This window comes from Intestinimonas butyriciproducens (assembly GCF_004154955.1).
GTDB classification, from domain to species: domain Bacteria; phylum Bacillota; class Clostridia; order Oscillospirales; family Oscillospiraceae; genus Intestinimonas; species Intestinimonas butyriciproducens.
Window position 1 is genome coordinate 1,194,517 of sequence record NZ_CP011524.1, and the last position, 26,734, is coordinate 1,221,250.

The 26,734-nt window shown below is 59.8% G+C and carries 27 protein-coding genes and 1 other annotated feature; of the genes, 6 read left to right on the forward strand and 21 right to left on the reverse strand.

Annotation, left to right across the window (positions count from 1 at the left end):
- Positions 1–4 precede the first annotated feature (4 nt).
- Entirely contained in the window at positions 5–439 is a 435-nt protein-coding gene (locus SRB521_RS05885) for an SMI1/KNR4 family protein (RefSeq protein WP_075704184.1), read from the reverse strand.
- Positions 440–1,112: 673 nt separating this feature from the next.
- Here SRB521_RS05885 and SRB521_RS05890 point away from each other — a divergent pair.
- The 3 genes from SRB521_RS05890 to sigK all read left to right on the forward strand — a co-directional run bounded on the left by SRB521_RS05890 (position 1,113) and on the right by sigK (position 5,049).
- Positions 1,113–2,987, forward strand: coding sequence for a purple acid phosphatase family protein (locus SRB521_RS05890; protein ID WP_075704181.1), 1,875 nt, complete (start codon positions 1,113–1,115; stop codon positions 2,985–2,987).
- 96 nt (positions 2,988–3,083) lie between these two features.
- Positions 3,084–4,232: a YibE/F family protein gene (locus SRB521_RS05895; protein ID WP_075704180.1), complete on the forward strand. Its 1,149-nt coding sequence runs from the start codon at positions 3,084–3,086 to the stop codon at positions 4,230–4,232.
- 127 nt (positions 4,233–4,359) lie between these two features.
- Positions 4,360–5,049 (forward strand): RNA polymerase sporulation sigma factor SigK, encoded by a 690-nt coding sequence (sigK, locus tag SRB521_RS05900; protein ID WP_033116999.1) that lies wholly within the window; start codon positions 4,360–4,362, stop codon positions 5,047–5,049.
- A gap of 96 nt (positions 5,050–5,145) precedes the next feature.
- On the opposite strand, the gene SRB521_RS05905 is transcribed toward sigK, so the two are convergent.
- From SRB521_RS05905 to csaB, 15 genes are all read right to left on the reverse strand, one after another.
- Positions 5,146–6,336 carry a coenzyme F420-0:L-glutamate ligase gene (locus SRB521_RS05905; protein ID WP_075704179.1) on the reverse strand — a complete coding sequence of 397 codons (1,191 nt, stop codon included), beginning with the start codon at positions 6,334–6,336 and terminating at the stop codon, positions 5,146–5,148.
- A gap of 102 nt (positions 6,337–6,438) precedes the next feature.
- A complete protein-coding gene (locus tag SRB521_RS05910) occupies positions 6,439–7,473 on the reverse strand; it encodes an inorganic phosphate transporter (RefSeq protein ID WP_033116997.1) in 1,035 nt (344 codons plus the stop codon).
- A gap of 83 nt (positions 7,474–7,556) precedes the next feature.
- Entirely contained in the window at positions 7,557–7,964 is a 408-nt protein-coding gene (locus SRB521_RS05915) for a hypothetical protein (protein ID WP_129868815.1), read from the reverse strand.
- Positions 7,965–8,376: 412 nt separating this feature from the next.
- A complete protein-coding gene (locus SRB521_RS05920; protein ID WP_116721953.1) occupies positions 8,377–9,450 on the reverse strand; it encodes a YkvI family membrane protein in 1,074 nt (357 codons plus the stop codon).
- 184 nt (positions 9,451–9,634) lie between these two features.
- The gene (gene purD, locus SRB521_RS05925; RefSeq protein ID WP_033119293.1) at positions 9,635–10,894 is read right to left on the reverse strand and encodes a phosphoribosylamine--glycine ligase; all 1,260 of its coding nucleotides are present in this window, start codon (positions 10,892–10,894) and stop codon (positions 9,635–9,637) included.
- Positions 10,895–10,939: 45 nt separating this feature from the next.
- Positions 10,940–11,722 (reverse strand): TraX family protein, encoded by a 783-nt coding sequence (locus SRB521_RS05930; RefSeq protein WP_033119294.1) that lies wholly within the window; start codon positions 11,720–11,722, stop codon positions 10,940–10,942.
- 4 nt (positions 11,723–11,726) lie between these two features.
- The gene (locus SRB521_RS05935) at positions 11,727–12,899 is read right to left on the reverse strand and encodes a phosphoribosylaminoimidazolecarboxamide formyltransferase (RefSeq protein WP_075704175.1); all 1,173 of its coding nucleotides are present in this window, start codon (positions 12,897–12,899) and stop codon (positions 11,727–11,729) included.
- Between the two features lie 3 nt (positions 12,900–12,902).
- Positions 12,903–13,610, reverse strand: a complete 708-nt coding sequence (locus SRB521_RS05940; protein WP_075704174.1) for an IMP cyclohydrolase — start codon at positions 13,608–13,610, stop codon at positions 12,903–12,905.
- Positions 13,611–13,639: 29 nt separating this feature from the next.
- On the reverse strand, positions 13,640–14,272 hold the full coding sequence (gene purN / locus SRB521_RS05945) for a phosphoribosylglycinamide formyltransferase (protein WP_033119297.1): 633 nt from the start codon (positions 14,270–14,272) through the stop codon (positions 13,640–13,642).
- The gene (purM, locus tag SRB521_RS05950) at positions 14,269–15,309 is read right to left on the reverse strand and encodes a phosphoribosylformylglycinamidine cyclo-ligase (RefSeq protein WP_033119298.1); all 1,041 of its coding nucleotides are present in this window, start codon (positions 15,307–15,309) and stop codon (positions 14,269–14,271) included. The genes purN and purM overlap by 4 nt, the downstream gene beginning before the upstream one ends.
- A 56-nt stretch (positions 15,310–15,365) precedes the next feature.
- The gene (purF, locus tag SRB521_RS05955; RefSeq protein WP_075704172.1) at positions 15,366–16,757 is read right to left on the reverse strand and encodes an amidophosphoribosyltransferase; all 1,392 of its coding nucleotides are present in this window, start codon (positions 16,755–16,757) and stop codon (positions 15,366–15,368) included.
- Positions 16,758–17,474: a phosphoribosylaminoimidazolesuccinocarboxamide synthase gene (gene purC / locus SRB521_RS05960; protein ID WP_033119300.1), complete on the reverse strand. Its 717-nt coding sequence runs from the start codon at positions 17,472–17,474 to the stop codon at positions 16,758–16,760.
- Position 17,475: 1 nt separating this feature from the next.
- Complete coding sequence (gene purE, locus SRB521_RS05965; RefSeq protein ID WP_033119301.1) at positions 17,476–17,970, reverse strand: 5-(carboxyamino)imidazole ribonucleotide mutase; 495 nt, start codon at positions 17,968–17,970, stop codon at positions 17,476–17,478.
- A 322-nt stretch (positions 17,971–18,292) separates the two neighbouring features.
- Positions 18,293–19,384, reverse strand: coding sequence for a glycosyltransferase family 1 protein (locus SRB521_RS05970; protein WP_165366584.1), 1,092 nt, complete (start codon positions 19,382–19,384; stop codon positions 18,293–18,295).
- 13 nt (positions 19,385–19,397) lie between these two features.
- Entirely contained in the window at positions 19,398–21,632 is a 2,235-nt protein-coding gene (gene csaB, locus SRB521_RS05975) for a polysaccharide pyruvyl transferase CsaB (RefSeq protein WP_075704170.1), read from the reverse strand.
- Between the two features lie 113 nt (positions 21,633–21,745).
- Between csaB and SRB521_RS05980 the strand changes: the two genes are divergently transcribed.
- From SRB521_RS05980 to SRB521_RS05990, 3 genes are all read left to right on the forward strand, one after another.
- Entirely contained in the window at positions 21,746–22,276 is a 531-nt protein-coding gene (locus SRB521_RS05980) for a DUF4330 domain-containing protein (RefSeq protein WP_207735870.1), read from the forward strand.
- An 87-nt stretch (positions 22,277–22,363) separates the two neighbouring features.
- Entirely contained in the window at positions 22,364–22,921 is a 558-nt protein-coding gene (locus SRB521_RS05985) for a phosphatase PAP2 family protein (protein WP_116721954.1), read from the forward strand.
- Positions 22,918–23,637, forward strand: coding sequence for a 5'-methylthioadenosine/S-adenosylhomocysteine nucleosidase (locus SRB521_RS05990; RefSeq protein ID WP_116721955.1), 720 nt, complete (start codon positions 22,918–22,920; stop codon positions 23,635–23,637). The genes SRB521_RS05985 and SRB521_RS05990 overlap by 4 nt, the downstream gene beginning before the upstream one ends.
- 59 nt (positions 23,638–23,696) lie before the next feature.
- On the opposite strand, the gene rplL is transcribed toward SRB521_RS05990, so the two are convergent.
- The 5 genes from rplL to nusG all read right to left on the reverse strand — a co-directional run bounded on the left by rplL (position 23,697) and on the right by nusG (position 26,725).
- Positions 23,697–24,071: a 50S ribosomal protein L7/L12 gene (gene rplL, locus SRB521_RS05995; protein ID WP_075704169.1), complete on the reverse strand. Its 375-nt coding sequence runs from the start codon at positions 24,069–24,071 to the stop codon at positions 23,697–23,699.
- Between the two features lie 52 nt (positions 24,072–24,123).
- Entirely contained in the window at positions 24,124–24,651 is a 528-nt protein-coding gene (rplJ, locus tag SRB521_RS06000) for a 50S ribosomal protein L10 (RefSeq protein ID WP_075704168.1), read from the reverse strand.
- 64 nt (positions 24,652–24,715) lie between these two features.
- Positions 24,716–24,843 (reverse strand) — a sequence feature (ribosomal protein L10 leader region).
- An 81-nt stretch (positions 24,844–24,924) separates the two neighbouring features.
- On the reverse strand, positions 24,925–25,617 hold the full coding sequence (rplA, locus tag SRB521_RS06005; RefSeq protein WP_075704167.1) for a 50S ribosomal protein L1: 693 nt from the start codon (positions 25,615–25,617) through the stop codon (positions 24,925–24,927).
- Between the two features lie 18 nt (positions 25,618–25,635).
- On the reverse strand, positions 25,636–26,061 hold the full coding sequence (gene rplK / locus SRB521_RS06010; protein WP_033119308.1) for a 50S ribosomal protein L11: 426 nt from the start codon (positions 26,059–26,061) through the stop codon (positions 25,636–25,638).
- A gap of 139 nt (positions 26,062–26,200) precedes the next feature.
- Positions 26,201–26,725 (reverse strand): transcription termination/antitermination protein NusG, encoded by a 525-nt coding sequence (gene nusG, locus SRB521_RS06015; RefSeq protein WP_033119309.1) that lies wholly within the window; start codon positions 26,723–26,725, stop codon positions 26,201–26,203.
- Positions 26,726–26,734 lie beyond the last annotated feature (9 nt).

Sequence of the window (26,734 nt, forward strand, 5' to 3'; positions counted from 1 at the left end):
CCCATTAAATTTCATCATGATAATACCGAGTAATAAGTTCCACCATACTTGCGGCTACTTGTTTCCAACAAAACATTTCGTGTTCCCAAATGTAGATAGCGTTTTCATCAATAACTCCGTCAGAGTCTGCATGATAGCAATAATAGTCCCCGCAGCCGTTTGTAGCAAAAAAGATAAACTTGTCTAATTCCTTCGCAAATTCTTCATCGCTGTACATTTCTTGAGTTTCTCTGTTTAATATGGCTTGCGCGAGTATCTCCTTTGCAGACAAGAGAAGATATTTGTCCCCGTCCAATTCATAAAGAAGTTCCCGTAGCTCTTTCGGAAAGGGGTAGCCGACTGCCTTTTCTGCTTTCTCAATTTCTTCTCCGGTACAAGGCGATTGTATCTTTACATACTCATTGTTTTGCGTTAATTCTAAAATCAATTCTTTGTACACAATTAGAGTACTCCCTCTAAAAAATATGATTTGTCGAATTGGCATGAGCAAAGTGTACCACCAAACCGAGCGGCATTCAACCCCTTTGATAGGTTATGATAGTAGTGGCAAGCAATGCGCCGGTATATACCCGGCGCAGCTTGTTGGTGGCCGGCGGCCCCCAAGCTCCCAGTGCATCGACGCAGCGGCGCTCGATGCACAAGCCGCCGTTGGCGTCTGCTGTATATACTGGCAGGGGAAAGCTGATGGCGGAGCCGTCCCGTCCCAGTTCCTCTAGGAGGGCGCACGATGGCCGCAGGCCATACCACCACCTGCCAGCGGCGGTGGTGAGTAAGTACGCCCTTAGCCGGGAGCCTATAAAGAAAGAGCGTCCAGGGTATCCCCAGACGCTCCCCAATCCGCTTTCTCCTGCTGGTCAATCGCCTCCCCTCCAGCTTCTGCCATTCTGCCACAAATGAGCCGTCAGCCAACGTAATGTATTGGGTGGTTAACTTACCCTTTACATAGTACGTCTCAGGATTTTTGCTGTGTAAGGGAGGGATAAAATATGAGAAAAGCTTTGCCAAAGTCCCTTGAGACTGGAATTTCAGGGTGCTATACTCGACTTCGCAGTTCCGGGAGGGGCGGCTGCCCGGCACGGAACCGGCAAATTGAGACAAGGGAGTAATCAAAAATGCAGACACGGGAAAAGGTCTTGGCCAGTGTTCTCAGCGGTGCGCTGCTGGTAGGCGCTTGCGCGCCGGCTTTAGCGGCTACGGTCCACTACAACGACGGCAGTACGGTAGGCGGCTCCGAGGCCTGGAAAGCATGGACTGAGTCATGGGCATCCGTCGCCACGGACTACACCAAGGTGTCTCTGACCCCGGGCAAAAATGAGACCGAGCTGAATTTTGCGTGGTACAGCAAAGTGGAGGACGGCAAGGCGGCTACACCGGTGGTACACTTTGGCGCCGACAAGGCCCGGCTCACAGCGTTCACCGGCATATCCGCCGATGTGGACCAGAGCCTGACCGATGGAGTGGCCTATGTCTATAACCATGTTACCGTTACCGGATTGGCAGAGAACAGCACATATTATTACACCGTGGAAAAGAATGGTGTGGAGACCGAACCGGTGGAGTATAAAACCGGCAGTTTCTCCAGCATAAAGATGCTCTATGTGGGAGACCCCCAGATCGGCGCCTCCAAGGGACAGCCCCAGGGGATGGACAGTCTGGCGGCCGATGCGGGCGTTGCCAACACCGCCGCCCGAAACGACAGCTTCGGCTGGAACCGCACGCTGGAGATCGCCACCGAGCAGAATCCCGGCATCAACTTTATCATCTCCGCCGGCGACCAGGTCAACAAGACCGGCAAACCCAAGGAGGAGGAGTATGCGGGTTATCTGAATCCCCAGGCGCTCCAGCGCCTGCCTGTGGCCACGACCATCGGCAACCACGATTCTCTGAACCCCGACTATATGTATCACTTCTATAACCCCAACGCCACGGAGTACGGGGCGACCCAGGCCGGAGGCGACTATTACTATTCCTACGGCCCCGGGCTGTTCATCGTGCTGAACACCAACAACTATAATGTGGCTGAGCATGAGAAGGCCATCGCAGAGGCCGTGGCCTCTGACCCGGATGCCGCCTGGCGCGTGGTCACGATTCACCAGGACATCTACGGCACCGGACTGGATCACTCCGACACGGACGGTATGATCCTGCGTACCCAGCTCACCCCTGTTTTTGATCGGTACGATATTGACATGGTGCTTCAGGGACACGATCATACCTACAGCCGCAGCAAGCTGCTCTATGGCGACGGTCAGACCCACAACAACTATGAGTTCCAGCTCAATGCGGAGGGGAGCGACTATGACTGGGATCATGCCTACGACATTACCAACTCCACCCAGATCCCCCTTTCCCCTGAGGAGGGCGACGCGGACGGCTCCGCTCTTTTGACTGCCTTCCAGCAGGACAACCGGTGCTATACCATCGAGTCCACCACCGGCAATACGGTGGTGAATCCCAAGGGCATCCTCTATATGTCCGCCAACTCTGCCTCCGGCTCTAAGTTCTACGAACTCATCGCCGCCCAGCAGGATTACATCGCCAACCGGAGCCAGAACTGGCTGCCCAGCTATTCCGTCATCAACATGACTGAGACCAGCTGCTCCATCGACACCTATCAGATCACCGACGGCGGCAAGGCGGAGAAGATCGACGAGACCTTCGCCATCGAGAAGGACGCCTCCGCCGCGGTCCCCGTCGCTTCCCTGGCTGTGGGCGGCGAAACCTACTACCGCCTGCGGGATGTGGCCGCCTCTGTGACCGGCAGCGCCAATCAGTTTGATGTGAGCTGGAACGGCGGCGTAGTCATTGAGACCAAGACCGCCTATACCGGTAATGCCCCCGAAACCTCCGCCGCGGAGGGCGCCGCCGTTACGCTGGACCTCACCGTGGACGGCCAGGCCGTCTCTACTGCCGCCATGCTGGCGAACGGCAATTACTATGTGCCCGCTTCCTTCCTGACCACGCTGGGCGTGGCCGTGGGAGCCTGACGGGCCGCCCGAAAGAAAGAGGGGAGAGACGGATCTTCCGCCGGTCCGCGTGCCGGTGGAAGGTCCGTTTCCTTCCACGCAGAAAGGCTGAACATTTTGAAACTGAGAGCGTTTTTCCTGCGCTGGGGCATCCCACTGGCGCTGCTGGCCCTGCTTGTGGTCGTCACCATTTTTATCAACCAGGTGGAGCGGGTACCTCTGGTGGTCCGGGAGGGGCAGACCTTTGAGAAAGGGATTGTCACCGAAATATTGCAGGATAACCTCCAGCCGGACGGAAGCCGTACGGGAGAGCAAGTGGTCATGGTGCACATGACCACAGGTGTGCGGGCCGGTCAGGAGATGCGGACGACCAGCAGCTCAGGCTATCTCTTTGGCGCGGGGTGCACGGTGGGAATGAAGGTGGTGGTCCTGCAGAGCGTGGCGGGCGAGTCCATCATTACCACCGTATATGCGCAGGACCGGGGCGGAGTGATCTATCTGTTTGCCGCGCTCTATCTGTTGGTGCTTTGCCTGGTGGGGGGGAAGCAGGGGATCAAAGGTGCGCTGGGACTGGTATTCACCTTCCTGTGTATTCTCTTTGTGTACCTGCCGCTGGTCTATCGGGGCTTTTCGCCCTTCTGGGTGGCGGTGCTGGTGTGTGTAGTCACCACGGTGGTCACTCTTTATCTCATCGGAGGTCCCACAAAAAAGACGCTGGTCGCGGCCGGCGGCACCATAGCGGGCGTCATCATTGCAGGCGTCGCCGCCACGCTGTTCAGCATGGCCTCAGGCATCAGCGGCTGGAATGTTTCCGATATCGAGAGCCTGCTTACTCTATGGAACGTGGCCGATATCCAGGTGGGAGGTCTTCTGTTCTCCGGTCTCCTCATCTCCAGTCTGGGGGCGGTCATGGATGTGGCGATGTCTATCGGAAGCGCAATCGGTGAGATCCATGCCCAGAATCCGGCGATTTCCAGGCGGGACCTCTTCCGGGCAGGGATACATGTGGGGCGGGACATGATGGGGACCGACAGCAATACACTGATCCTGGCCTTCGCAGGAGGGAGCGTGAGCATGCTCCTGCTGGATTATGCCTACGACTTACCATATTTGCAGATCATCAATTCCAATAATATCGGTATCGCCATCATGCAGGGACTCTCGGGGAGCTTTGGCACCGTGCTGGCGGTTCCGATCACCGTCCTCCTGGCCGTAGCCGCATATACGGGCGGAGGAGCGAGGGCAGAAGGGAAACACGAAGAATAAAGAGCGTGGAGCGTCCTCCGGGAGCGGGTCCTGGAGGGTGCTCCACGTTCTCTATTCATAGGACGTGCCGCAGCGGGAATAGAGTGAAGGGACGGACAGAAAACAAAAAGCGGGAGGCGATACTCGTATGCTTTCAGCATGGATTCTTCTCATGCTCAACAGTCTGTTTTTTTCCCTCCGGGTGTCGGATGGAGGCGGTTCTTTTCCAAGGCCGCTGAAGGCCGATGAGGAACGGATGTACTTGGAGCGTTATGCAGCCGGAGACTTAGAGGCACGGAACGTCCTGATCGAGCACAATCTGCGCCTGGTCGCCCATATTGTAAAAAAGTACTACACCCAGTCCAGCAACCAGGACGATCTCATCTCCATCGGCACCATTGGGCTCATCAAGGGGATCTCAACTTTCAAAGCGGATAAGAACGTGCGTTTGGCCACCTATGCGTCTCGATGTATTGAAAACGAGATCCTGATGCATTTCCGATCCCAGAAGAAGCTGCAGGGGGAGGTGTCCCTTTCGGACACGCTGGACGGCGACGGCGACGGAAACTCCCTCTCTCTCATGGATGTGATCAGTGTGGACGACGACATGCTGGAGAATCTGGACGCAAGAGATTCCTGTATCCAGGTCCGGCAGTATGTGGAGCGGTGTCTCAGCGACCGGGAGAAGATGATCATCACCATGCGGTATGGGCTGAATAACCAGCCGCCCAAAACGCAGCGGGAGATTGCCGCGCAAAGCGGTATTTCACGCTCCTATGTATCGCGCATAGAGAAAAAGGCGCTGAAAAAACTGAAAGACGCGTTTGAGAGCACATAGGTAAAAATCCCCGGGCTGTAAGCCCGGGGATTTTTAATTGGAAAAACAGAAAGCGCCTGCGGAAAAACCGCAGGCGCAAGAGAAAGAGAGGCGCTCTTACTTGGTATAATTGTCAAAGTAGCCCTGGACCAGCACGATGGGGGTACCCTTGTCGCCGCTGCCGGAGGTGAGGTCGCACAGAGAACCGATGAGATCGGTGAGACGGCGGGGAGTGGTACCCTGAGAGACCATCTTTCCCATGAGGTCGGCGTCCTTGTTGCGGATATAGTCGGAGATGGCCGCCTTCAGCGCGTCACCGGAAAGATCGGCAAACTCGTTGTCCGCCAGATATTTGAGCTTGACCTCATTGGGCTGTCCCTCCAGACCGCTGGTGTAGGCGGGAGAGACCACAGGGTCGGCCAGCTCCCAGATTTTTCCCACCGGGTCCTTAAAGGCTCCGTCACCATAGATCATGACCTCTACGTGCTGGCCGGTCTGCTCCAGAATACCGGCCTGGATGCGCTCCACAACGTCCTGGCAGTCACGAGGGAAGAGCTTGATCTTGTCTTCCGTGGCCTTGTTGCTGCCCAACAGGCCGTAACGCTCGTTGCATCCACTGCCGTCTACAGGCGTCGTCATGAGTTCGTCAAGGCCCAGCACAAGCTCGGCGCCAGCCTTCTTAAGAAGACGCTTGGAGCGTGTGCGGGTATGGATATCACAGCAAAGCACGTGTTTGGTGTAGTCCAGAATGACACGGCAGTCATTGGCCAGGACCACTTCCACCTCGCAGCCGCAGCTCTGGATCAGGTCCTTATAGTATTCGATATAGTCAACGCCGGTGAAAACGTGTTTGGTATAACCGAAAAGCTCACGATATTTGGCCTCGCTGAGGACGTCACGATAGGGGTCCACACCCTTTTCATCCACCAGGTCCAAGTCTACCAGGTGGTTCCCCACCTCGTCGGAGGGATAACTGAGCATGAGCACGATTTTCTTTGCACCGGAGGCGATCCCTTTGAGGCAGATGGCAAAGCGATTGCGGCTCAGAATTGGGAACACCACACCGATTGTGTGATCTCCAAATTTGGCCTTCACATCGGCGGCAATTTGATCCACAGTGGCGTAATTGCCCTGCGCACGGGCCACTATGGCCTCCGTTACCGCGATGACATCCTTTTCACCCAGTGTGAAACCCGCCTGCGCGGATGCGGCCAGAACACTATCCACAACGATTTGGGCGATGTCGTCTCCCTCGCGGATGATCGGGGCCCGGATACCCCTGGATACAGTGCCGACTAATCTTTCCATGGTCTTTCCTCCGTCGATTCAATTGTAAACCGGACCACTCTGCCCGGGCTGCCGAGACAGCGCATCTATTATATACGCTTTTTTGACAAATGAAAAGGGCTTTTAGAGAAAAGAAAGAAAGATTCGGGCCATAAAATAACCGATCACGCCACAGCCGGGAAAGGTGAGCAGCCAGGTAAGGACGATGGAGCGGGCGATCTTCCAGTCAGGAGGATGGCCGGGGACGGAACTGCCGACGCCCAGCATGGCTGCGGTCTTGGTATGGGTGGTGGAGACGGGGAGACCGCAGAGCGTACACAGTAGCAGACAGAGTGCTCCGGCGCAGTCGGCGGCAAATCCACGGCGGGCGTCCAGGCACACCATTTCATGGCCGACCGTGTCGATGATCCGTTTTCCCCCCAGGGAGGTGCCCAGGGCCATTGTGAGGGCGCACAGAACCATAAGCCACATGGGGACCAGAAAGGTCTCGGTATCCCGGCGTCCCTGGGCCAGCGCCACGCCCAGAAGAAAAACGCCCATGAACTTTTGTCCGTCCTGAGCGCCGTGAAAAAAGGCCATGGCCGCGGCTCCCCCTGTCTGAGCTCTGCGGTAAAAGGCCGGGCTCCGGCGGCTGTCCCGGACGGCGGGAAAGCCGCAGAGACGCCCCAGGAGAAAGCCGAGAATCACGGATACGACAAGGCCCAGGACGACCCGAAACCAGGTATCGCCCTGCACGTTGGACAGGCCGCCGGGCCGGGCGGCGGCGGCGCCGGTGATACCGGCCACCAGCGCGTGGCTCTCACTGGTGGGGATGCCGAAGACCCATGCGGCGGCGGACCAGAGGACAATAGCGCAGAGAGCAGCGCACAGCGCACAGAGTGCTCCGCGGACGTCTCCACCAAAGTCGGCGATGGTATAGATGCTTTCGGCAACCGATGCGTTGAAGGCGGTCATCACGGTCACCCCCAGAAGATTGCACACTGCGGCCAGCCGGACGGCAGTGTGGAAAGGAAGCGCTCTGGTGGAGACGGCGGTGGCGATGGCGTTGGGCGCATCGGTCCATCCGTTGACCAGGATGACGCACAGGGTCAAAAACACCACACACTGCAGAGCAGGGTCGGAGAGCTGGGAGAGAAAAGAGCCGAATGAGACGGTCAAGTGGACACCCCCTTCCCCACAAGTTTACGGGGAAAGGAGGAGGGATATGTCCGGCGGCGGGTACGGGATGAAGCAGATATTTGTTATTGCAGCATTTTTCCGGCACAATCACAATTCCATATCCCGCCATTTGCTTTGCGCCTTTTCTTTGCTCTGCTCCGGCTGTATCGCCTGTTCCACGCACTTCTTACAGCTTCAGCTTCCTGTACCTCGGCTCTCAAAGTCTGCAAATCTTCATACAAGCGGCGTTTCTTTTCGGACAAGTCGGAAACCTCGGTTTTCCATGCTTTCAGCTTCAGCACATTGCCTTTCCCTAAATGCTCTTTCAGATAACGCTCGGCGGTCTGGTACAAAGTCAATTCGGTCTGCTTGATTTCGCCGTTGGTATTCCTGGACCGCTTTTTCATCTCCGACACGACCTCCTGCAACTGCAAAAGGGAAGTGATGTTCTTATCCTGCAAGAAATTAAACGCCTTTGCGTACAGCTTCAAGTCTTGGGTTTTCCCGTACCGGCTCTGCGGTGCGGCGGCTTCTGCATAGGCTCGGTTAAGAAATTCTAAAAAGGTGGGTGGCTGTTTTGGACGCTCGGAAGGGATAGAAACGGAAGGGAATGGATTGACCGATTGATTTTCCTGTGCCTGTGCGGTCTTTTCTTTTATCCCTGCTGTGAGGGCGGCGACCCGGCACCGTGAAGCGCTCCGGCCAGGGCCGACGCCGGCGGAAGGGTGCTCACTTTAAAAGCGACGACAGACAAGCCCCTTTCCCCGGTTTGGGGAAAGGGGCTTGTCTGTGTCGGGGGACAGGGCGGTCGGCCTTTTGAGCGTGGCACGGCGATGACTTCAGAAAACAGATGTCCCCCGCCATGCGTACGCGCTCCGGCTGCGTCTCCATGTGATCGTGAGCTCAGTTCCCCGCACCGACGCCGGACCTGCGCAGGAGGAAAAAGTGGAGCAGAATGCCTGCCAGGGCGAAAAAGCCGATATAGCCGCAGATGGGATAGACGAAGCTGACCACATTTTTAAAACCGAAGATGCTTCCCACAAAAGCAAGGGCGCACAGGAGGGAAATAAAACGCCTGGAGATCAGCGCGCCTCCGGTCCTCTGCTGGACGCGGGTGGTGATGGCGAAAAGGCTGGAAAGGGCTGCGGTGAACATCCCGGCAAAAAGAAGTACCGCGTAGATAAGCCCCAGTACCGGTGTGAGAGAATAGGCCAGCGACAGCATGGGGAGCTCCGCCGCCCCCACCAGAGCATGAAAGAGGATCATGGGAAGGAGAATGCAGACAAAAATGAGGGTGAGGAGCACGGCGCCTGCGGCCAGCCCCTTGTGGATGGTCCTCTTCTCCTCCATCCCCTCGGTGAGGGGGACCAGAATGGAGACGGCCGCCATCATGTTGTAGGAGATGAAGGAGAGCGCTGAAAAGAACCAGTTTCCCAGCAGGGGGTTGCCGCTGGCAAACGGACGGGCTTCGATGGGGCCCATGGGGAGCCGGAGGCAGGCGCCCGCACCGATCACGATGGCGGCTACCACCAACAGGGGCACCACGATGTTAAAGGAGGCCAGCATCCCCGCAGCCCCTGTGAGGGCCACAGCCAGCACCAGCAGAGTGATCGCGGCGTCTCCGGCGATGGCGGGGAGGCCGAAGACCTGCTCCAGAAGGGCACCTGCGCCCGCAATCATGGCCACCATCACATCAAAGAGGAAAAAGAGAAAGACGCCGCTGACGATCCCACGGAGCCAGGGCAGCTCCCAAGGGACGATGATGCGGTCAAACTCAGTTTTGCCGGTGCGTTTGGCGATGTCCATCACCAGAAGACTGAAGAGACAGAAGGCGGCGATGGCCAGCACCATGCCGGCCAGGCCGTATCCTCCAAAGACACCGAAGAACTGGAGCAGCTCCTGACCGGAGAGAAAGCCGGCCCCCAAAAAGCTGCCGGTAAAGACCGTGGCGATTTCCAAAACGGATATTTTCTTCAAACAAAACCCCTCCGAGCTCCTTACAAGGTATTCAGCATATTGGGAAAGAGAACCGCACAAAACGGGCGGCGGGAAAAAGGGAACGGCGGACCTGCGCATTCCCATATCATTCAGAAGAGTTTGGCCGGGAGCGGAATGCCGACAGCCAGACGGCTCCGGGAAAACCCGGAGCCGCCGATACTGTTCAGAATGTCCGCCCGATGTCGGTGCGGAAGTGCATATCCTGGAAGGAGACGTGCGACGCGCTGCGATAGGCCGAGTCGATGGCGGAGGCAAGGGTGTCGCCCACGGCGGTGACGCCCAGGACCCGGCCGCCGGAGGTGAGAATCGCTCCGTTCTCCGCCCGTCTGGTGCCCGCATGGAAGACTGTGGCGGTCTCTCCGGCCTGGTCCAGACCGGAGATGGGGTAACCGGTCTGATATTTGGCGGGGTAGCCGCCGGAGGCCAGAACGAGACAGCAGGCAGAGCCGTCCCGCCAGCGGATATCAGCCTGATCCAGGGTCCCTGCGCGGCAGGCGAGAAAAATATCCATCAGATCGCTCTCCAGCAGGGAGAGGACCGCCTGACACTCCGGGTCGCCAAAGCGGGCGTTGTACTCCACCACCTTGGGTCCCTGAGGTGTGAGCATCAAACCGAAGTAGAGGACGCCCTGGAAGGGACGGCCCTCCGCCTTCAGTGCCGCGATGGTAGGCAGGAAAATCTCCTCCATGCACTGCGCAGCCAGGACAGGCGTATAGCCGGGGGCGGGGGAGATGGCACCCATCCCGCCGGTGTTGGGGCCTGAGTCCCCGTCGAAGGCGCGCTTGTGGTCCCGGGAGGAGGGCATGGGGACCAAATGTTCCCCATCGCTGAAGCAGAGCACCGTGACCTCTGGGCCCGTCATACACTCCTCCACCACCACCCTGGCTCCGGCAGCGCCGAATTTGCCGTCCGCCATCATGGCGCGTGCGGCCTCCTCTGCTTCGGACACGGTCTGCGCCACCACCACGCCCTTGCCCAGCGCTAGGCCGTCCGCCTTGACCACGATGGGGGCTCCCTCCCGGCGGATATAGTCCAAGGCGGCGTCCAGCTCCGTAAAGGCCTGATATTTGGCGGTGGGGATATGATATTTTGTCATGAGATGCTTGGAGAATACCTTGCTCGCCTCAATGACGGCGGCATTTGCCCGGGGACCAAAGGCGGGGATACCGGCCGCCTCCAAAGCATCCACCATGCCCAGGGCTAGGGGATCGTCCGGGGCCACCACCACAAAGTCCATGGCATTTTTCACAGCCCAGTTCACCATGGCCTCCACGTCGGTGGCCTTGATGGGGACACATTCGGCCAGGGCGGCAATGCCGCCGTTTCCGGGCGCGCAGTAGAGCTGAGTGACCTTGGGGCTTTTGGAGAGCGCCCAGACAATGGCGTGTTCGCGGCCGCCGCCGCCTACGACGAGTACTTTCATAACTGAGGAGGACCTCCCATCTTTGTGTAAAGGGTTGACGGACCGTCAGGGAATGAGCGTGCTCAGGCCGTAGAGGACCGCCATGTGGAGCGGGTAGAACCAGTAGAAAAACCAGCGGCTGCCGGAGCCTCTTTGACCGTTATAGAGGGAGAGAAGGGGCAGCGCCGTCCAGGAGCAGAGCGTATAGAGCAGGCTGAAAGGGAGGAAGAAGCTCCGCAGCCAGGGGAGATAGGTGTGAAAACCCAGCCACATCTCGTACTGGAAGAAGATCTCCAGCGGATAGTGGATCAGGTAGGTGGCGGCCATGGCCGCGCTCAGACAGAGGAGCTTTCGCCTCGGATGCTCGCCGCAGAGATAGAGAGCCGTGACGGCGCATACGCCAGCCGAACCATAGTCCACATGGGCGAGCTGGCCAAAGACCGCCAGGGCCAGGGCGGGAAGCAGGGCCGGGACGGCAGGAAGACCCCTCTCGCGCAGCAGGCGGTAGAACCAAATCCCCAGCGCTGAGAGAAAAAAGGTGGCGATGACGCTGCCGCTCTGCCCGCCGGTGGCGCCAAAAGCCACAATATGGGTGAAGGCACCGAAGAGGCCCAGACGCAGCAGGTAGCGGCGGTAATTCCCCGTCTTCCGACAGCCCTCGGCGGTAAAATAGGCGAAGATGGGAAAGGCCAGGCGGCCCACATATCGGAAGAGGTAGAAAAGCAGATCGCCGGGGCCGGCAACGGCAGCCATCGGAGAGAAAAGCATGCCGATGTGGTCGATCACCATGGCCCCACAGGCCAGATATTTGAGCTGTGTGGCGTCGAGACCACGGGCCCGATCCCCCATGGCTTTAGTGGTGGAAGAGCCGCATCCCGGTAAATGCCATGACGATGCCATATTTGTTACAGGTGTTGATGACGTGGTCGTCGCGGATGGAACCTCCGGGCTGAGCGATATAAGAGACGCCGGACTTCCGGGCCCGCTCCACATTGTCGCCGAAGGGGAAGAAGGCGTCGGAGCCCACGCTTACGCCGGTCTGGCGGGCGATCCAGGCCTTTTTCTCCTCAACGGTCAGCACCTGGGGCCTTTCAGTGAAGGTATTCTGCCACACGCCTTCGGCCAGCACGTCCTCATATTCGTCGGAGATGTAGACGTCGATGGCGTTGTCCCGGTCGGGGCGGCGAATCCCAGGCAGGAAGGGGAGGGCGAGGACCTTGGGATGCTGGCGCAGAAGCCAGTTGTCGGCCTTGCCGCCGGCCAGACGGGTGCAGTGGATACGGCTCTGCTGGCCCGCTCCCACGCCGATGGCCTGTCCGTCTTTGACATAGCATACGGAGTTGGACTGGGTGTATTTGAGGGTGATGAGAGAGAGCACCAGGTCCCGTTTAGCCGCCTCAGGCAGGGTCTTGTTCTCCGTGACGATATTCTCCAGCAGCGCGGAGCTGATCTCAAAGTTGTTCCGGCCCTGCTCAAAGGTGATGCCGAAGACGTCTTTGTGCTCGATGGCCTTGGGGACGTAGGCGGGGTTGATCTGAACCACATTGTAGCCGCCCTTGCGCTTGGTGCGCAGGATCTCCAGGGCCTTGTCGGTGTAGCCGGGCGCGATGACGCCGTCGGAGACCTCCAGGGCCAGATAGCGGGCGGTCTGCTCGTCACAGACATCTGAGAGGGCGGCCCAGTCGCCGTAAGAGCACAGCCGGTCGGCGCCCCGGGCCTTGACATAGGCGGAGGCAATAGGGGAGAGCTCCATACCCTCGGCAAAGTAGATCTTGCGCTCCACGTCGGTGAGCTCTGTGCCCACGGCGGCGCCGGCAGGAGAGACGTGCTTAAAGGAGGCTGCGGCGGGCAGGCCGGTGGCGGCCTTGAGCTCCCGGACCAGTTGCCAGGAGTTGAGGGCGTCCATAAAGTTGATATAGCCGGGCTTTCCGTTGAGGACCTGTAGCGGCAGATCTCCGGACTCCATAAAGATGCGTGCGGGCTTCTGGTTGGGGTTGCAGCCGTATTTCAGTTCCAGTTCCGTCATCCTTTACTCCCCCTGATGCTTATTTTTGATCGCGGTGTCGGTTTGCCCGGTGGTCAAGTCGATGGTGCGCACGAAAAGCGAGACTTTGTTGTCGGCATTGAGGCTGTTCCAGAGACGATCCGCAAGGGCGGCGGCGGTCTCATCGCCCAGCTCTACGGTCCTGGGTTCTCCCTCAAAGGAGGGGAGAGGGTCGCCGTCGGTCTGGTAAGTACTGATAAAGTGGCCCTGGCCGGCAATTGGAGCGTCATACTCATAGAAAAAGCGCCGGCAGCAGGCGGGGTCTCCATCCGCAGATTTCAGAATGGCCAGGCGATAGGAGCCGTCGGGGCGGACCATACCGGAGATGCGGGGGGTATAGTTGGGACCGTCTGGCTCAAACTCCCGGGTGCGCAGCGCGCGGACCCAGCTCCCGCCGCTGCGGAAGGCATCGGCCACCGTGTCGGTCTGGTCACCGTTGGTGACGATGGTGGTGCTGTCCACCACCCGGACGGGGTGGTAGATGATCAGGGAGGGGTCGGTCATTCTGGACTCGTCAAACGCCTTGGTACGGATGCCGTCCTCGGTGATTTCAAAAACGCGGTTGCGGCTGTTTTCACTGCGGCCCATGATGAAGTAGGCGATAACTGCCCGCCGGCCGTCGGCGGAGCAGCCCAGCAGGATACCGCGGCCGGGGTATGGGTTGCCGGAGAGATAGGAAAACAGGTCGTACATAGCAAAACCTCCATATAAGTCAGACGGGTTCAATCCCGGATCCGGACCAGCCGGCCCTCCACGGAGAGTCTGTCCTCACAGAAAAGGGAGACGGCCCGGGGGAGAAGCTGCCATTCGGCCTCCTCCATGACCCTGCGCTGGAGCGTTTCAGGGGTGTCGTCCTCCCGGATATCCACCGCCTTTTGGAGGACAATGGGGCCGCCGTCGGGCTCCTCGGTGACAAAATGGACGGTGGCGCCCGTCACCTTGACACCGTAGGCCAGGGCCTTTTCATGGACATGGAGACCATAGCAGCCGGCCCCGCAGAAGGAGGGGATCAGGGCGGGATGGACATTGAGGATCCGGTTGGGGTAGGCCTGTACCATTTCCTCGGTGAGGATATGGAGAAAACCGGCCAACACCACAAGGTCGATGTCCAGCGTCTGGAGCCGGTCCACAATGGCGCGTGTCATGGCACGGTTGTCGGGAAAGCTCTTCCGGGCGGCGACGTAACCGGGGATACCGGCCTTTGCGGCCCGTTCCAGCGCATAGGCGCCCTCTTTGGAGGAGAGAACGGCTGCGATCTCACCGCCGCGGATCTCCCCCCGGGCCTGTGCGTCGAGGAGGGCCTGGAGATTGGTGCCGCCGCCGGAGACCAGAACGGCGATGCGCTTTCCGCTCATACCAGTTCCACGCCCTCGCCGCCCCCGACCACAGACCCGATGACATAGGCCCGCTCCCCGGCGCGGCAGAGGATATCCTTGGCAAGTCCGACCTCTTCTTTGGGAACGGCGAGGACCAGGCCTACCCCCATATTGAAGGTATTGTACATATCCCGCTCCGAAACAGCACCCTCCCGGGCAATGAGGCCGAAGATGGGGGGGACGGGGAAGGAGGCGGTCTCGATCCGGGCGGTGAGCCCCTCCTTCATCATGCGGGGCACGTTTTCATAGAGCCCTCCGCCGGTGATGTGGCTGATGGCACGGATATGGACGCCATGCGTCAAGAGGCACTGGACAGCTTTGACATAGATACGGGTGGGCTTGAGCAGCTCCTCGCCCAGGGTGCAGCCCAGTTCGGCCACCGGCTGAGCAAGGCGTTCCCTGGTGACGTTCAGGACTTTGCGGACCAGGGAGAAACCATTGGAGTGGACGCCGGAGGAGGCGAGGCCGATGAGGATATCGCCTTCCGCCATGGACGAGCCGTCCAGCATATGCTCCTGGTCGGCCAGCCCCACGGAGAAGCCGGCCAGATCATACTCGTCCTCAGGATAGAAGCCGGGCATCTCAGCGGTCTCACCGCCCACCAAGGCACATCCCGCCTGGCGGCAGCCCTCCACCACGCCGGAGACGATGGCCTCAATGCGGCTGGGCACGTTCTTCCCCACCGCCAAATAGTCCAGGAAAAAGAGGGGACGCGCCCCGGAACAGACAATATCGTTGACACACATGGCCACGCAGTCGATGCCTACGGTGTCGTGCTTGTCTGTGAGGAAGGCGATCTTCAGCTTGGTGCCCACGCCGTCGGTGCCGGAGACCAGCACGGGCTTTTTCATACCGGATACGTCGGGGGCGAACAGGCCGCCGAAGCCGCCCAGCGTGCCGATGACGCCCGGAATATAGGTGGACTCCACCAGGGGCTTGATACGGTCAACGGCCTCATAGCCGGCGGTCACGTCCACACCGGCGGCGGCGTAGGCATCGGATCTGGAAATAGACATAGCGGGACCTCCTTATTTTAAGCGCGAAAAAATGGTTGCAGGGATTGCGCGGGGCGTCAGTGGCCGTGGGGCACAGGTACGGCGTAATCGCCGGTAAAACAGGCGTCGCAATGGCCCCAGCGGAGACCGGAGGCCGCAGCACGCATATCCTCCACAGTGAGGTATTGCAGGCTGTCCGCGCCGATGAGGGAGCAGACCTCCTCCTCCGTGCGACCGTGGGCGGCCAGCTCCCGGCAGTCGGGAAGCGAGGTGCCGAAATAGCATGGATTCAGGAAAGGAGGGGCGGAGACCTTGAAATGGACCTCCGCCGCGCCGGAATCCCGCAGGAGCTTTACCAGCCGGGCGGAGGTGGTGCCCCGCACAATGGAGTCGTCCACTAGGATGGCCCGTTTTCCCCGGACCGTGGAGCCCATGGCGTTAAGCTTGATGCGCACGGACTGCTCACGCTGGCCCTGCGTAGGCTGGATAAAGGTGCGGGGGATATAGCGGTTTTTCATCAGGCCCATCGCGTAGGGGATGCCAGAGGCCTCAGCGAAGCCCTGGGCGGCGGAGAGCCCTGAATCCGGGACGCCCACCACGATATCGGCCTCCACACTGCTGCGGCGGGCCAGGCGCCGACCGGCCTCCCGGCGGAACAGATCCACAGAGACGCCGTCAATAACGCTGTCGGGTCTGGCGAAATAGATCAGTTCAAAGGAGCACAGGGCATGGCGGGCCAGGATGTTCACATTGCGGCTTACGGGGCCGTCCTCCGTGAGGACTACCACTTCACCCGGCTCCACATCCCGGACCATCTCGCCCCCCAGCGCCTCAAAGGCGCAGGATTCGGAGGCGGCACACCAGCAGCCCCCCACCCTGCCGATGCAAAGGGGCCGGTAGCCGTTGGGATCCCGTGCGGCGATCAGCTTTTTGCCGTCCAACACGATGAGGGAGTAGGCCCCGATCATATAGTGCATGGCGTTGAGGATGGCGTCCTCCGTGGTGTTGGTCCGCAGGTGCTCCCGGACGATGATGTGGGAGATGATCTCCGCGTCGGTGCCGGTCTGGAAGATACCGCCCCGGGTCTCGGATTCCATACGGAGCTGGCGGGCATTCACCAGCTTGCCGTTATAACACAGGGCCATATCCCCGGCGGCGTGGCGCACCAGGAGGGGCTGCGCGCGGAAGGTGTCCCGCTCTGCTCCGTCATAGGCATAGCGCACGTGGCCGATGGCGGCGTCGGCGCCGGAGAGGTCCGACAGGGCCTTTTTATCGAAGACCTCGGGCACTAGGCCGGGCGCTTTGCGCAGGAGAAGCTGCCCGCCACGGCGCACGGCGATGCCGGCCGACTCCTGACCACGATGTTGGAGGGCGTACAGGGCGCGGTATGCGGTGTAGGCGGCGTCCCGCTCCCGGGGATCGGGCACACAGACACCGAAGACGCCGCATTCTTCATGGAGTTTGGCCATTTATTCCCCCATCAAACGGCGCATGACCTCTTCATACGCCTCCTCGGCGCCGCCCAGATCCCGGCGGAAGCGGTCCTTATCCAGCTTCTCATGGGTCTTTTCATCCCACAGGCGGCAGGTGTCGGGGCTGATCTCGTCGGCCAGCACGATGGTTCCGTCGGAGGTCTTGCCGAACTCCAACTTAAAGTCTACCAGGTCGATGCCGATCTCTTTCATAAAGCCCTTGAGGAGATCGTTAACCATCATGGTGTATTTGCGGATCAGGGCAATTTCCTCCCGGGTGGCCAGCTTCAGAGCCAGGGCATGGGAGGTGTTCAGCAGGGGATCGCCCAGATCGTCGTTTTTATAGGAGAATTCGAAGGTGGGTTCATCGAACACGATGCCCTCCTCCACGCCGTAGCGCTTTGCAAAGGAGCCGGCGGAGATGTTGCGCACAATGACCTCCAGAGGAACGATGGAGACCTTCTTTACGGCGGTCTCACGGTCGTTGAGTTCCTCCACGTAGTGGGTGGGGACGCCCTTGTGTTCCAAGCGGCGCATCAGGTTGTTGGTCATGCGGTTGTTGATGGCGCCCTTGCCGGAGATGGTCCCCTTTTTGAGACCGTTGAAAGCGGTAGCGTCGTCCTTGTAGGAGACGATGACCACCTCGGGATCATCGGTGGCGTAGACCTTTTTGGCTTTGCCCTCATAGAGCTGCTCTTTCTTTTCGTAAGCCATATCAAAATTCCTCCCTCTGCATTTTTTGATCTTTTTGGGCGACCTCTTGCGCCATATCGGATTTAAACCGGGTGAGACGGTCCGCCAGATCGCTGTCGGAGAGGGCCAGCATCTGGGCGGACAGGATGGCGGCGTTGTCCGCGCCGTCCACGGCCACACAGGCCACAGGAATACCCTTGGGCATCTGCACCATGGAGAGGAGAGAGTCCAAGCCGCCCATCAAGGAGGTCTTGATGGGTACGCCAATCACGGGCAGAGTGGTGTAGGCCGCCAGAACACCGGCCAGATGAGCAGCCTTCCCGGCGGCGGCAATGATGGCGCCGAATCCGTTTTCCTTGGCGGCGGAGGCGAACTGTTCGGCGGCGGCGGGGGTGCGGTGGGCGGAGATGACCCGGACTTCGACGGGAATATCAAAGGATTTGAGCCGGGCAATGCAGGGTTTCATGGTCTCCAGATCGCTGTCGGAGCCCATGATCACGGCGACTTTCTTACGCATAGGAACCTCCCAATACATATTTTTTAGATAAACAAAAAAAGAATCAGGCCATCCGATATGCGGATGGCCTGGATTGGCTACTCGTTTGAAGTGGACGCATTGGTGCCCTGAAGCATGAAAAACCCGCCGCAGTGATCCATACTGGCTGAGATGGTCATCATCGCACCCCCGTCCCATATTGTTTTAAATATATCGAAGTTCGCCGGGGATTGCAAGGGCGGAGAAACATTTTCGTATGCTTGTACAAGCAGGGGTAAAAAAGGGGTGGAGGGATTGTAAAGAATTCTTTTTGTTCTCCAGGCGGAGAAGAGGGGAGCGCAGGTCAGGCCAAACCAATGGCCTTGAGAATCCGACGGACCTCTTCGGCCCGGCGGGACCAGGCGGCGGCGGCGCCATAGTCCCGTCGCCGGGGAGAGACCCAGGCAGGGTCCTCGGTCAGGGCGCGCTCGCACATGCGGCAGTATTCTTCCAGCGTGTGGGCGCTATAGATGACGTCGGGAAACTCCTCCACCTGGTCGGGGGAGAGCAGGGAGACGATGGGCTTTCCGGTGGAGAGGTATTCATAGATGCGGCGGGGCGTCACGTCGCTGTCCTCATGGCGCCGGCGGCGCAGGTCCAGGCAAACGTCGAAGCGGCCCACATAGTCGGGGATATCCACCATGGGGCGGCGGCCCGTCAGGCGTACGTTGCCCAGCTCCTCCAGGTAGCCTAGCCGGGGATTTTCCCCCACCCGACCCACCAGCACAAAGGTCCAGTCGGGGTGTTCCCCGGCCGCGTACTCCACAGGGGCCAGATCCAGATCCGGGGTGAGACCGCCGACCCAACCCAGTACAGGGCCGCGGATATCCCGCAGTTCCGGCGGCACGTCCAGGCCGGTTCGGGCAAACATGGGATAGTTGACCCCGTTGGGAAGGAGAGCGATATTGGAATTACAGGGGGAAAGCCGGTCCACGAGTCCCGGGGAGGCGGCGAAGATCACATCGGCCTCAGCAGCTAGGTCTCCCTCCCATTGGAGCGGAAGGGAGGACCAGTCGGTGTCACAGTCGTAGATCAGGCCCTGAAAGGAGAGAAAGTCCAGCAGATGGACCTGATCGGGGCAGGTGGTCCAGAGGACTGCGTCCCGAAATCGATGCCGGGAGGCCGTCCTCTGAATGAAGTCGGCCTGCCTACGCCACAGCCGGCGGCGGAGTAGCTCCGCCTGTTCCGGGAGCGGCCGGACCGGGGGCAGGGTATAGACGGTCACATTGGGGCGTACCCGCCGTCCGGGGGCCTTGTGCCCGGGCCCGTTTCCATGGAACGGCTCGAAAAAGAGAACCTCACCGTCCCGAAGACGAGTGGTGAGCTGTTGGGTCCGGGTGGGGGTGGATCTCCACGGCTCGGTGGAGAGAACGATATATGGCTTCAAGGGAGTCACCTCGGAAACAGGATCAGCGGCCCAGCCGCAGCAGCTTCTCGGCCGCCTGGCTGTTGCAGCGCTCGACCTGGCGCAGCCGGTCCACCCCGCCGGACAAAAACTCCGTGTCTCCGATGCGCTTCACCGCCGCGTCGATATGAGCGCAGAGCCCCTCATAGGTCACGTCGTTCAGATCGGTGAAGAGGTCCTGTCCAATGTAATTCAGGAAGGAGCTGATTTTCTGATCGTATACCACGCCCACCAGAGGGACCCCTTGGCCCGCGGAGAACACCAGGGCGTGGAGGCGCATGGACACCACCACCTGCATCCGTGCAAAGAGCCCGATGGTGTGGTCGGAAGCACCGGTGTCCTCAAAAATATAGTGCGGGGCTTTCATGTGGGCGGCGGCCTTCTGACATGCGCCTACGTCCAGCCGTTTTTCGATGGGAAGAAAAACCGGGGTGAGGCCGTAAGTTTCCCAGGCATAGTCGGCCGCCCGGCCAAAGAGTTCCGCCTTTTCTTCGTAGCCGGGCCAGGGCCGCAGCGTAAAGCCGATATATCTGCCTTTGGGATCCAGGCCCCGGCTTTCCAGCATGCCGTCGATGACCTCCGGCCGCGCGGCGGGAAGGATCACCGTGGGATCGGAGGAGAGGAGGACCTCGGGGTGGTTAATGCCCATGTCCTCCAGCTCGGTAAGGGAGTGGGTGTCCCGGAGAGTGATCATATCCACGTTGCGCTCCAGAACCCTGGCGCACAGGCGGCGGTTGGAGGGATAGTGGATGGGGCCGATGCCGCAGCCGTACATCAGCACCCGGTTGCCCAGCTTTTTGGCGGCTGAGATGGTGAAGAGATAGAACCACAGGGAGCGGCGGGAGGTGACGTCCTGCATGAGGGAGCCCCCACCGTTGATATAGAGCCGGGTCCTGCCCATGCGCCGGAGAAATTTGGGGAAGCCGAAGGTATAGATGGAGTTGACGCGGTAGGTCATGCGGGTCTCGTCCGGGCGCCTGGAAAGGACCCAGACCGGAAGGTCGGGATCAATCTGCCGGAGCTCCCGTACGATGGCCTCCAGAATGGCGTCGTCACCGGCGTTTCCGCGCCCATAGGCGCCGCAGACCAAGGCGCCGTCCCGGCGGCCCACAGTGCCTCTGCGGTCCTTCCGGCGGAGCACGATCTGATAGATCTCAAGCTGGCGTCTGACCGTAGATTCCAGGGAGTACTCCTCCACGCCTTTCTGACGCAGGCGGCAGCCCAAATGCTGCCGCTGGACGGGGTCGCGGGCCAGTGTGATCAGGTGGCGGGCGAGCTCATCGGCGTCGCCGGGAGAGAACAGAAGGCCGTTGACCCCGTGGTCGATGAGATAGGGGACGCCGCCCACTCTGGAGCTGACGGTTGGCAGGCAGGCGCGCGCGCCCTCAGTGAGAGCATAGGGAAAGGTCTCGGAGAGGGAGGTGAGGGTATTGATATCGATGGACTGGTAAAAGGTATTGGTGTCGGAGATCCAGCCGGCGAAGCAGACGAAGGGGGCTACACCGAGGTCCCGGGCCAGCCCCTCCAGCATGGCGCGCTGTTCGCCGTCTCCGGCGATGAGGAGGCGGAGGTTCGGACAGGACGCGTGTGCCCGGGCAAAGCCGCGGATCAACGTGGCGATGTCTTTGACCGGATTGAGGCGGGCGGCGATCCCCACTACCACAGAGTCGTCATCGGCGTTCAGTCCCACGGACCTGTAATAGGCCGTCCGATCCATGGCGGGAGGAGGCAGGGTAAAGTCGATGCCGTTGTAAATGGCAAAGAGCTTGTCCGGATCAAATCCCCGTGAGATCAGCAGGTCCACCATGGCATCGGAGACGCCGATGCGGTAATCCAGAAAGCGCAGGGCGATGGTATTTACCGTGCCGTAGCTGATACGGGAGAAGGGGCGGCCCAAATAGTCCAGCCGGTAATCGGAGTGGACGGTGGTGACCACAGGGAGACCGGTGGAGCGGCGGAGCATGGCGCCCATCATATTGCCGCGGGCACCGTGGCAGTGGATGAGATCGTATCCCTCAGTCCTGATTTTTTTTTGGAGCAGGCGCAGGGTGTGCAGGACGTTCCGCCCGGGGTAGACCTCGGTGCGAATGTCCAGTTCCCGAGCCTCTTGGGCAAAGGGGCCCTCCAAAAAACAGACCATCGTCACGTCAATGGTCCGGGAGAGATTTTGCAGCAGGGAGAGCACGTGGGTTTTCGCGCCGCCGCTGTCACCGCCGCTGATGAGATGGATGACTTTCATGATGGCCTCCAAAAAGTACTTGAATCATAACTGAAAATATTATACAATGCTTGCATGGTCCGGTCAACGGAAATGCCGGACGCTGCCAAAGAAAAGAAATACGGAGGCGCGACATGAAAGTGGTGGACGAGAAGGGGAAGCTCTTCGGGAAGCTGAATATCATTGACCTGTTGGTCATTGTGCTGCTGCTGGTGGCGGTTGTTTTAGTGGTGTTCAAGGTCTTGTCCAAGGACGGCGCGGTAGGTGCGCAGCACACGGTCCTCACCTATACCGTAGAGGTCAAGGGGGTGGACCCCGAGGTCTATGAGGGCATCAAGGCCTATGTCCCCGGCGAGAACGGCACCGGCGACCAGCTCATGGCCAATGGCTCCATGGTGGACGCCTGGGTGATGAGCGTAACGGACGCGCCCCATGACGACGGGCTCACCATGACGGATGTGAACGGAAACAAGCTAACCTTCCCGGTAAACGACGACACGTTGGACCTCACCTTCACCATCAAGGCCAACGTGGTGAACAATGTCATCAATGAGGTGGGTACCCAGGAGGTCCGGATCGGCAAGACCCACATTGTCAAAACGGTCCACTTTGAGCTCAACAACGGTGTGATCACCACTTGCACGGCGGAGACGCCGGCGGCATGATTGCCGAAGTGAGAAGGGCGGGGGCCTGCCCCCGCCCTTCTCTTGTTTGGAGAACAAAAAGGAAATCGACGGATATGGAGGGAACTCATGCTGGAAATGATCCAAGCCTTGGATGAGGCGGCCCTGCTCTGGATACAGGAATGGCTACGGTGTCCCGTATTGGACACCTTTTTTTCTGCATTTACACAACTGGGGAATGCGGGACTCGTGTGGCTGGTGGTCTCCGGGGGAATGCTCCTTTTCCCCAAGACGAGGCGGGCCGGGTTCTGGGCCCTAGTGGCCATGCTGTTCGGGCTGCTGTGCACCAACATTGTGCTCAAGCACTTGGTGGGGCGCGTGCGGCCCTGGCTGGTGGTAGAGGGGCTCACACGTCTGGTAGCGGAGCATGATCCCAACTCCTTCCCCTCAGGCCATACCTGCGCCGCTTTTGCGGCCGGAGCGACCTGGGCCCGTTATGCGAAAAAGCGGTGGTTGAAGGGACTCTGCATTGCCCAGGCGGTATTGATGGGCTTTTCGAGGCTCTATGTGGGCGTCCACTTTCCCAGTGATGTGCTGGTGGGCTGTGCGGTGGGCCTTTCCTGTGCGTGGCTGTCTTTGCAGGGGAGCCAGTGGGTGGACCGAAAGAGAGAGGAGAGATCGCAATGAGCGGGCCGGTCCTGATCCAGGGGGCCATGGAAGTGGAGACGGACTGGCTCGTCTCCCGCCTGGAGCACCCGGAGGCCTTTTCCTGGGGAGGGTTCCAATTTTGGAGGGGAGACTTCCAGGGGCTGGACTTGACCGTGAGCCGGACGGGGATCGGCACTATATACGCCGCGGGGGCCACAGCGGTGGGCATTGAGAAGTTTCATCCCCGGGTGGTGATCAATCAGGGGATTGCCGGCTCCCACTGTGAGAGCCTCCACGTGGGGGATATCGTGGTGGGGGAGAGCTGCATCCACATCCACAATTTGAAAACCCCTCCGCGCGGGCGGGGGGAGGGATATGATGCGTCGGAATGGGAGTTCCATGATCCCTACGACGGGGCGGAGCCGCTGGTCTATGCCTCGGACCCGGTATGGCTGGCCCGGTTTGAGGCCGCAGCCTATGCCGGAGGGGGAAAAGCATCCGGCCGTCTGGGCGGCGGGGATATATTCAACCGGGAGCATGACCGCATCCTCTGGCTGCGGGAGCACGCGGGAGAGCGGTGTGAGGATATGGAGAGCATTGCCTCATACCAGCTTTGTCATCGCTTTGGGACACCCTGTATAGGGCTGCGGATCATCTCCAACAATGAGCTCACCGGGGAGCCCTATCAGAGAGAGGTGGGCGTGCGCCTTCAGTCATTCATATTGGACGCGCTGACAAGCGAAAAGGTCCTTTGAGAAAGAAACGGGCCGCGTACCGATCAGGTACGCGGCCCGTTTTCCAATGAGAAAAAAGCTTACTTCAGCTCCACCTTGGCGCCGACGTCCTCCAGCTTCTTCTTCAGCTCCTCGGCGTCGTCCTTGGAGATGCCCTCCTTGATGGCCTTGGGGGCGGACTCGACAAGAGCCTTGGCCTCGGCCAGGCCCAGACCGGTGATCTCGCGGACGGCCTTGATGACCTTGATCTTCTCGGCGCCGATCTCAGCCAGCACCACGTCAAACTCGGTCTTCTCCTCCGCGGCGGGAGCGGCAGCGCCGCCGGCAGCGGGAGCGGCCATAGCGGCAGCGGACACGCCGAACTCCTCCTCCAGAGCGTGAACCAGCTCGGAGAGCTCCAGAACGGTCAGACCCTTAACCTCTTCGATGAGGGCAGTGATTTTCTCAGAAGCCATGATATGTTACCTCCTAAAATTACATTTCAAATCAGTAAAATGGGTGCGGAGCTTACTCCGCGGCGGGGGCCTCGACAGAGCCGCCCTTCTGCTCGCAGATGGCCTTCACGACGATGGCCAGGCTGGTGATGGGAGCCAGCATAGTGCCCAGGACCTGAGCCTGCAGGACCTCCTTGCTGGGCAGTTCAGCCAGAGCGTTGATCTCCTCCAGGGACAGAACCTTGCCGTCCATGAAGCCGGCCTTGATGGCGAACTTGGAGCCGTTGAACTGCTTGGCAAACTTGTTGATGACGCGCATGGGAGCGATGGGATCTTCATGGCTGACGGCCAGGGACGTGGTGCCGTTGAGGGCGCCGTCCATCTCCTCCATACCGACACTGTTGATGGCGAAGCGGACCAGGGTGTTCTTCACAACGGCATAGTCCACCTCATTCTTGCGGCACTCGGCGCGCAGGGCGGTGTCTTCAGCCACGGTGATACCCTTGTAGTCCACCAGAACGCCGCTGGCGGCGCTCTTGAGCTTCTCGGTCAGCTCGGCCACGACGGCCTGCTTCTCACTGAGAATCTTTGCGTTAGGCATGTGGAATTCACCTCCAGAAAAAATCTACAGCAGGTAGATGCCCGTTCTTTCCGCACCGGCGGAAAAAACAAAACAAAATGCTGCTTTGCATCCAAAGACACAAAACAGCATAAGCAAACACATATACTGCATTCTCGGCAGGAATTATGGCGCAAAGCCACCTGCTGTCTCTGAATACAAAAAACATTATATCAGTCCGGACAGGCTTTGTCAAGCAAAACCTGTCCGGGACCGATTTTTTGTCGTCCTGCGCGGGGATGTTCCCCAAAAGGGTTACATCAGCTTGGCGCCGTTGACCTTTACGCCGGGGCCCATGGTGGAGGCGACGACGCAACTCTTGACATACTGGCCCTTGGCGGCGGCGGGCTTGGCTTTGATGATAGCGCCCATCAAAGCGGTAAAGTTCTCGGTGAGCTTTTCCGCACCAAAAGAGACCTTGCCGATGGGGCAGTGGATGATGTTGGTCTTGTCCAGACGATACTCGACCTTACCGGCCTTGATCTCGGTGATGGCCTTGGCCACATCGGGGGTCACGGTGCCGGCCTTGGGGGAGGGCATCAGGCCCTTGGGGCCCAGGACCTTACCCAGACGGCCAACCACGCCCATCATATCGGGAGTGGCGACCACGACGTCATAGTCGAACCAGTTTTCGGACTGGATCTTCTGGACCATATCCATCTCGCCGACAAAATCGGCGCCTGCGGCCTTGGCGGCCTCGGCCTTGTCGCCCTTGGCAAAGACCAGCACGCGCTGCGTCTTGCCGGTGCCGTGGGGCAGCACGATGGCGCCACGGACCTGTTGGTCGGCATGACGGGAGTCAACGCCCAGCTTCACATGGAGTTCCACGGTCTCGTCGAACTTGGCCGGAGCGGTCTTTACGATCAACTCCATGGCGTCGGCGGTATCATACAGCATGGATTTGTCGATCTGCTTGGCAGAATCGGTATACTTCTTGCCTCTAAACATCGTTTCTACCTCCTTCCCTTACTCTTCCACGGTCACGCCCATGGAGCGGGCGGTACCGGCGACCATGCTCATGGCCGCCTCGATGGTGGCGGCATTCAGGTCGGGCATCTTGGTCTCGGCGATCTTGCGCAGATCGTCCTTCTTCAGAACGGCGACCTTAGTCTTGTTGGGTACGCCGGAGCCGGACTCGATACCGCAGGCCTTCTTGATGAGGACGGCAGCGGGAGGGGTCTTGGTGACGAAGGTGAAGGAACGGTCGGCGTAGACGGTGATGATGACGGGGATGATGAGGCCCGCATCGTTCTTGGTCCGCTCGTTGAATTCCTTGGTGAAGGCGGCGATATTGACGCCGTGCTGTCCCAGAGCGGGGCCAACGGGAGGAGCGGGAGTCGCCTTGCCGGCCGGGATCTGCAGTTTTACGTAACCAGTTACTTTCTGTGCCACAATGAGCACCTCCTACGAATGAATGTGGTTGGACGGGACCCTGTTTCAGATCCCTCCCACGTGCTGGGGGAGCGACCGGCCCGGGGCCGGCCATACAGATTCGGGGGAGTAGCGCGGCGGCACTTTGGCCGCCCGGAACTTACTGCTGGATCAGCTCCACTTGATCGAGCTCTAGCTCCACCGGGGTTTCCCGGCCGAACATGGACACGACCACGCGGACCTTGCTGTGATCCAGATCGATCTCTTCGACCGTGCCCAGGAAGGACTCCAAGGCGCCGTCGGTGATCTTTACGGTGTCGCCCACCTGATAGGAGACCACGACCTCGCGCTTCTCCACGCCGAGGGCGGCGATCTCCTCCTCGGTGAGGGGGATAGCCTTGTTACCGGAGCCCACGAAGCCGGTGGCGCCCCGCACATTGCGTACCAGGTGCCACGTCTCGTCCGTCATCACCATTTTTACCAGCACATAGCCGGGGAACACCTTGCGCTCCACGGTCTTAGGACCGTTGTCGGTGATCTCGGTGACAGTCTCCAGGGGGATTTTGACCTCATGGATCAGGTCGTGCATGTTGCGGTTTTCCACGTGCTTTTCGATGGTGGCTTTTACGGTGTTCTCATACCCGGAATAGGTGTGGACCACATACCACTTCGCGCTATCAGCCATGATCCGCGC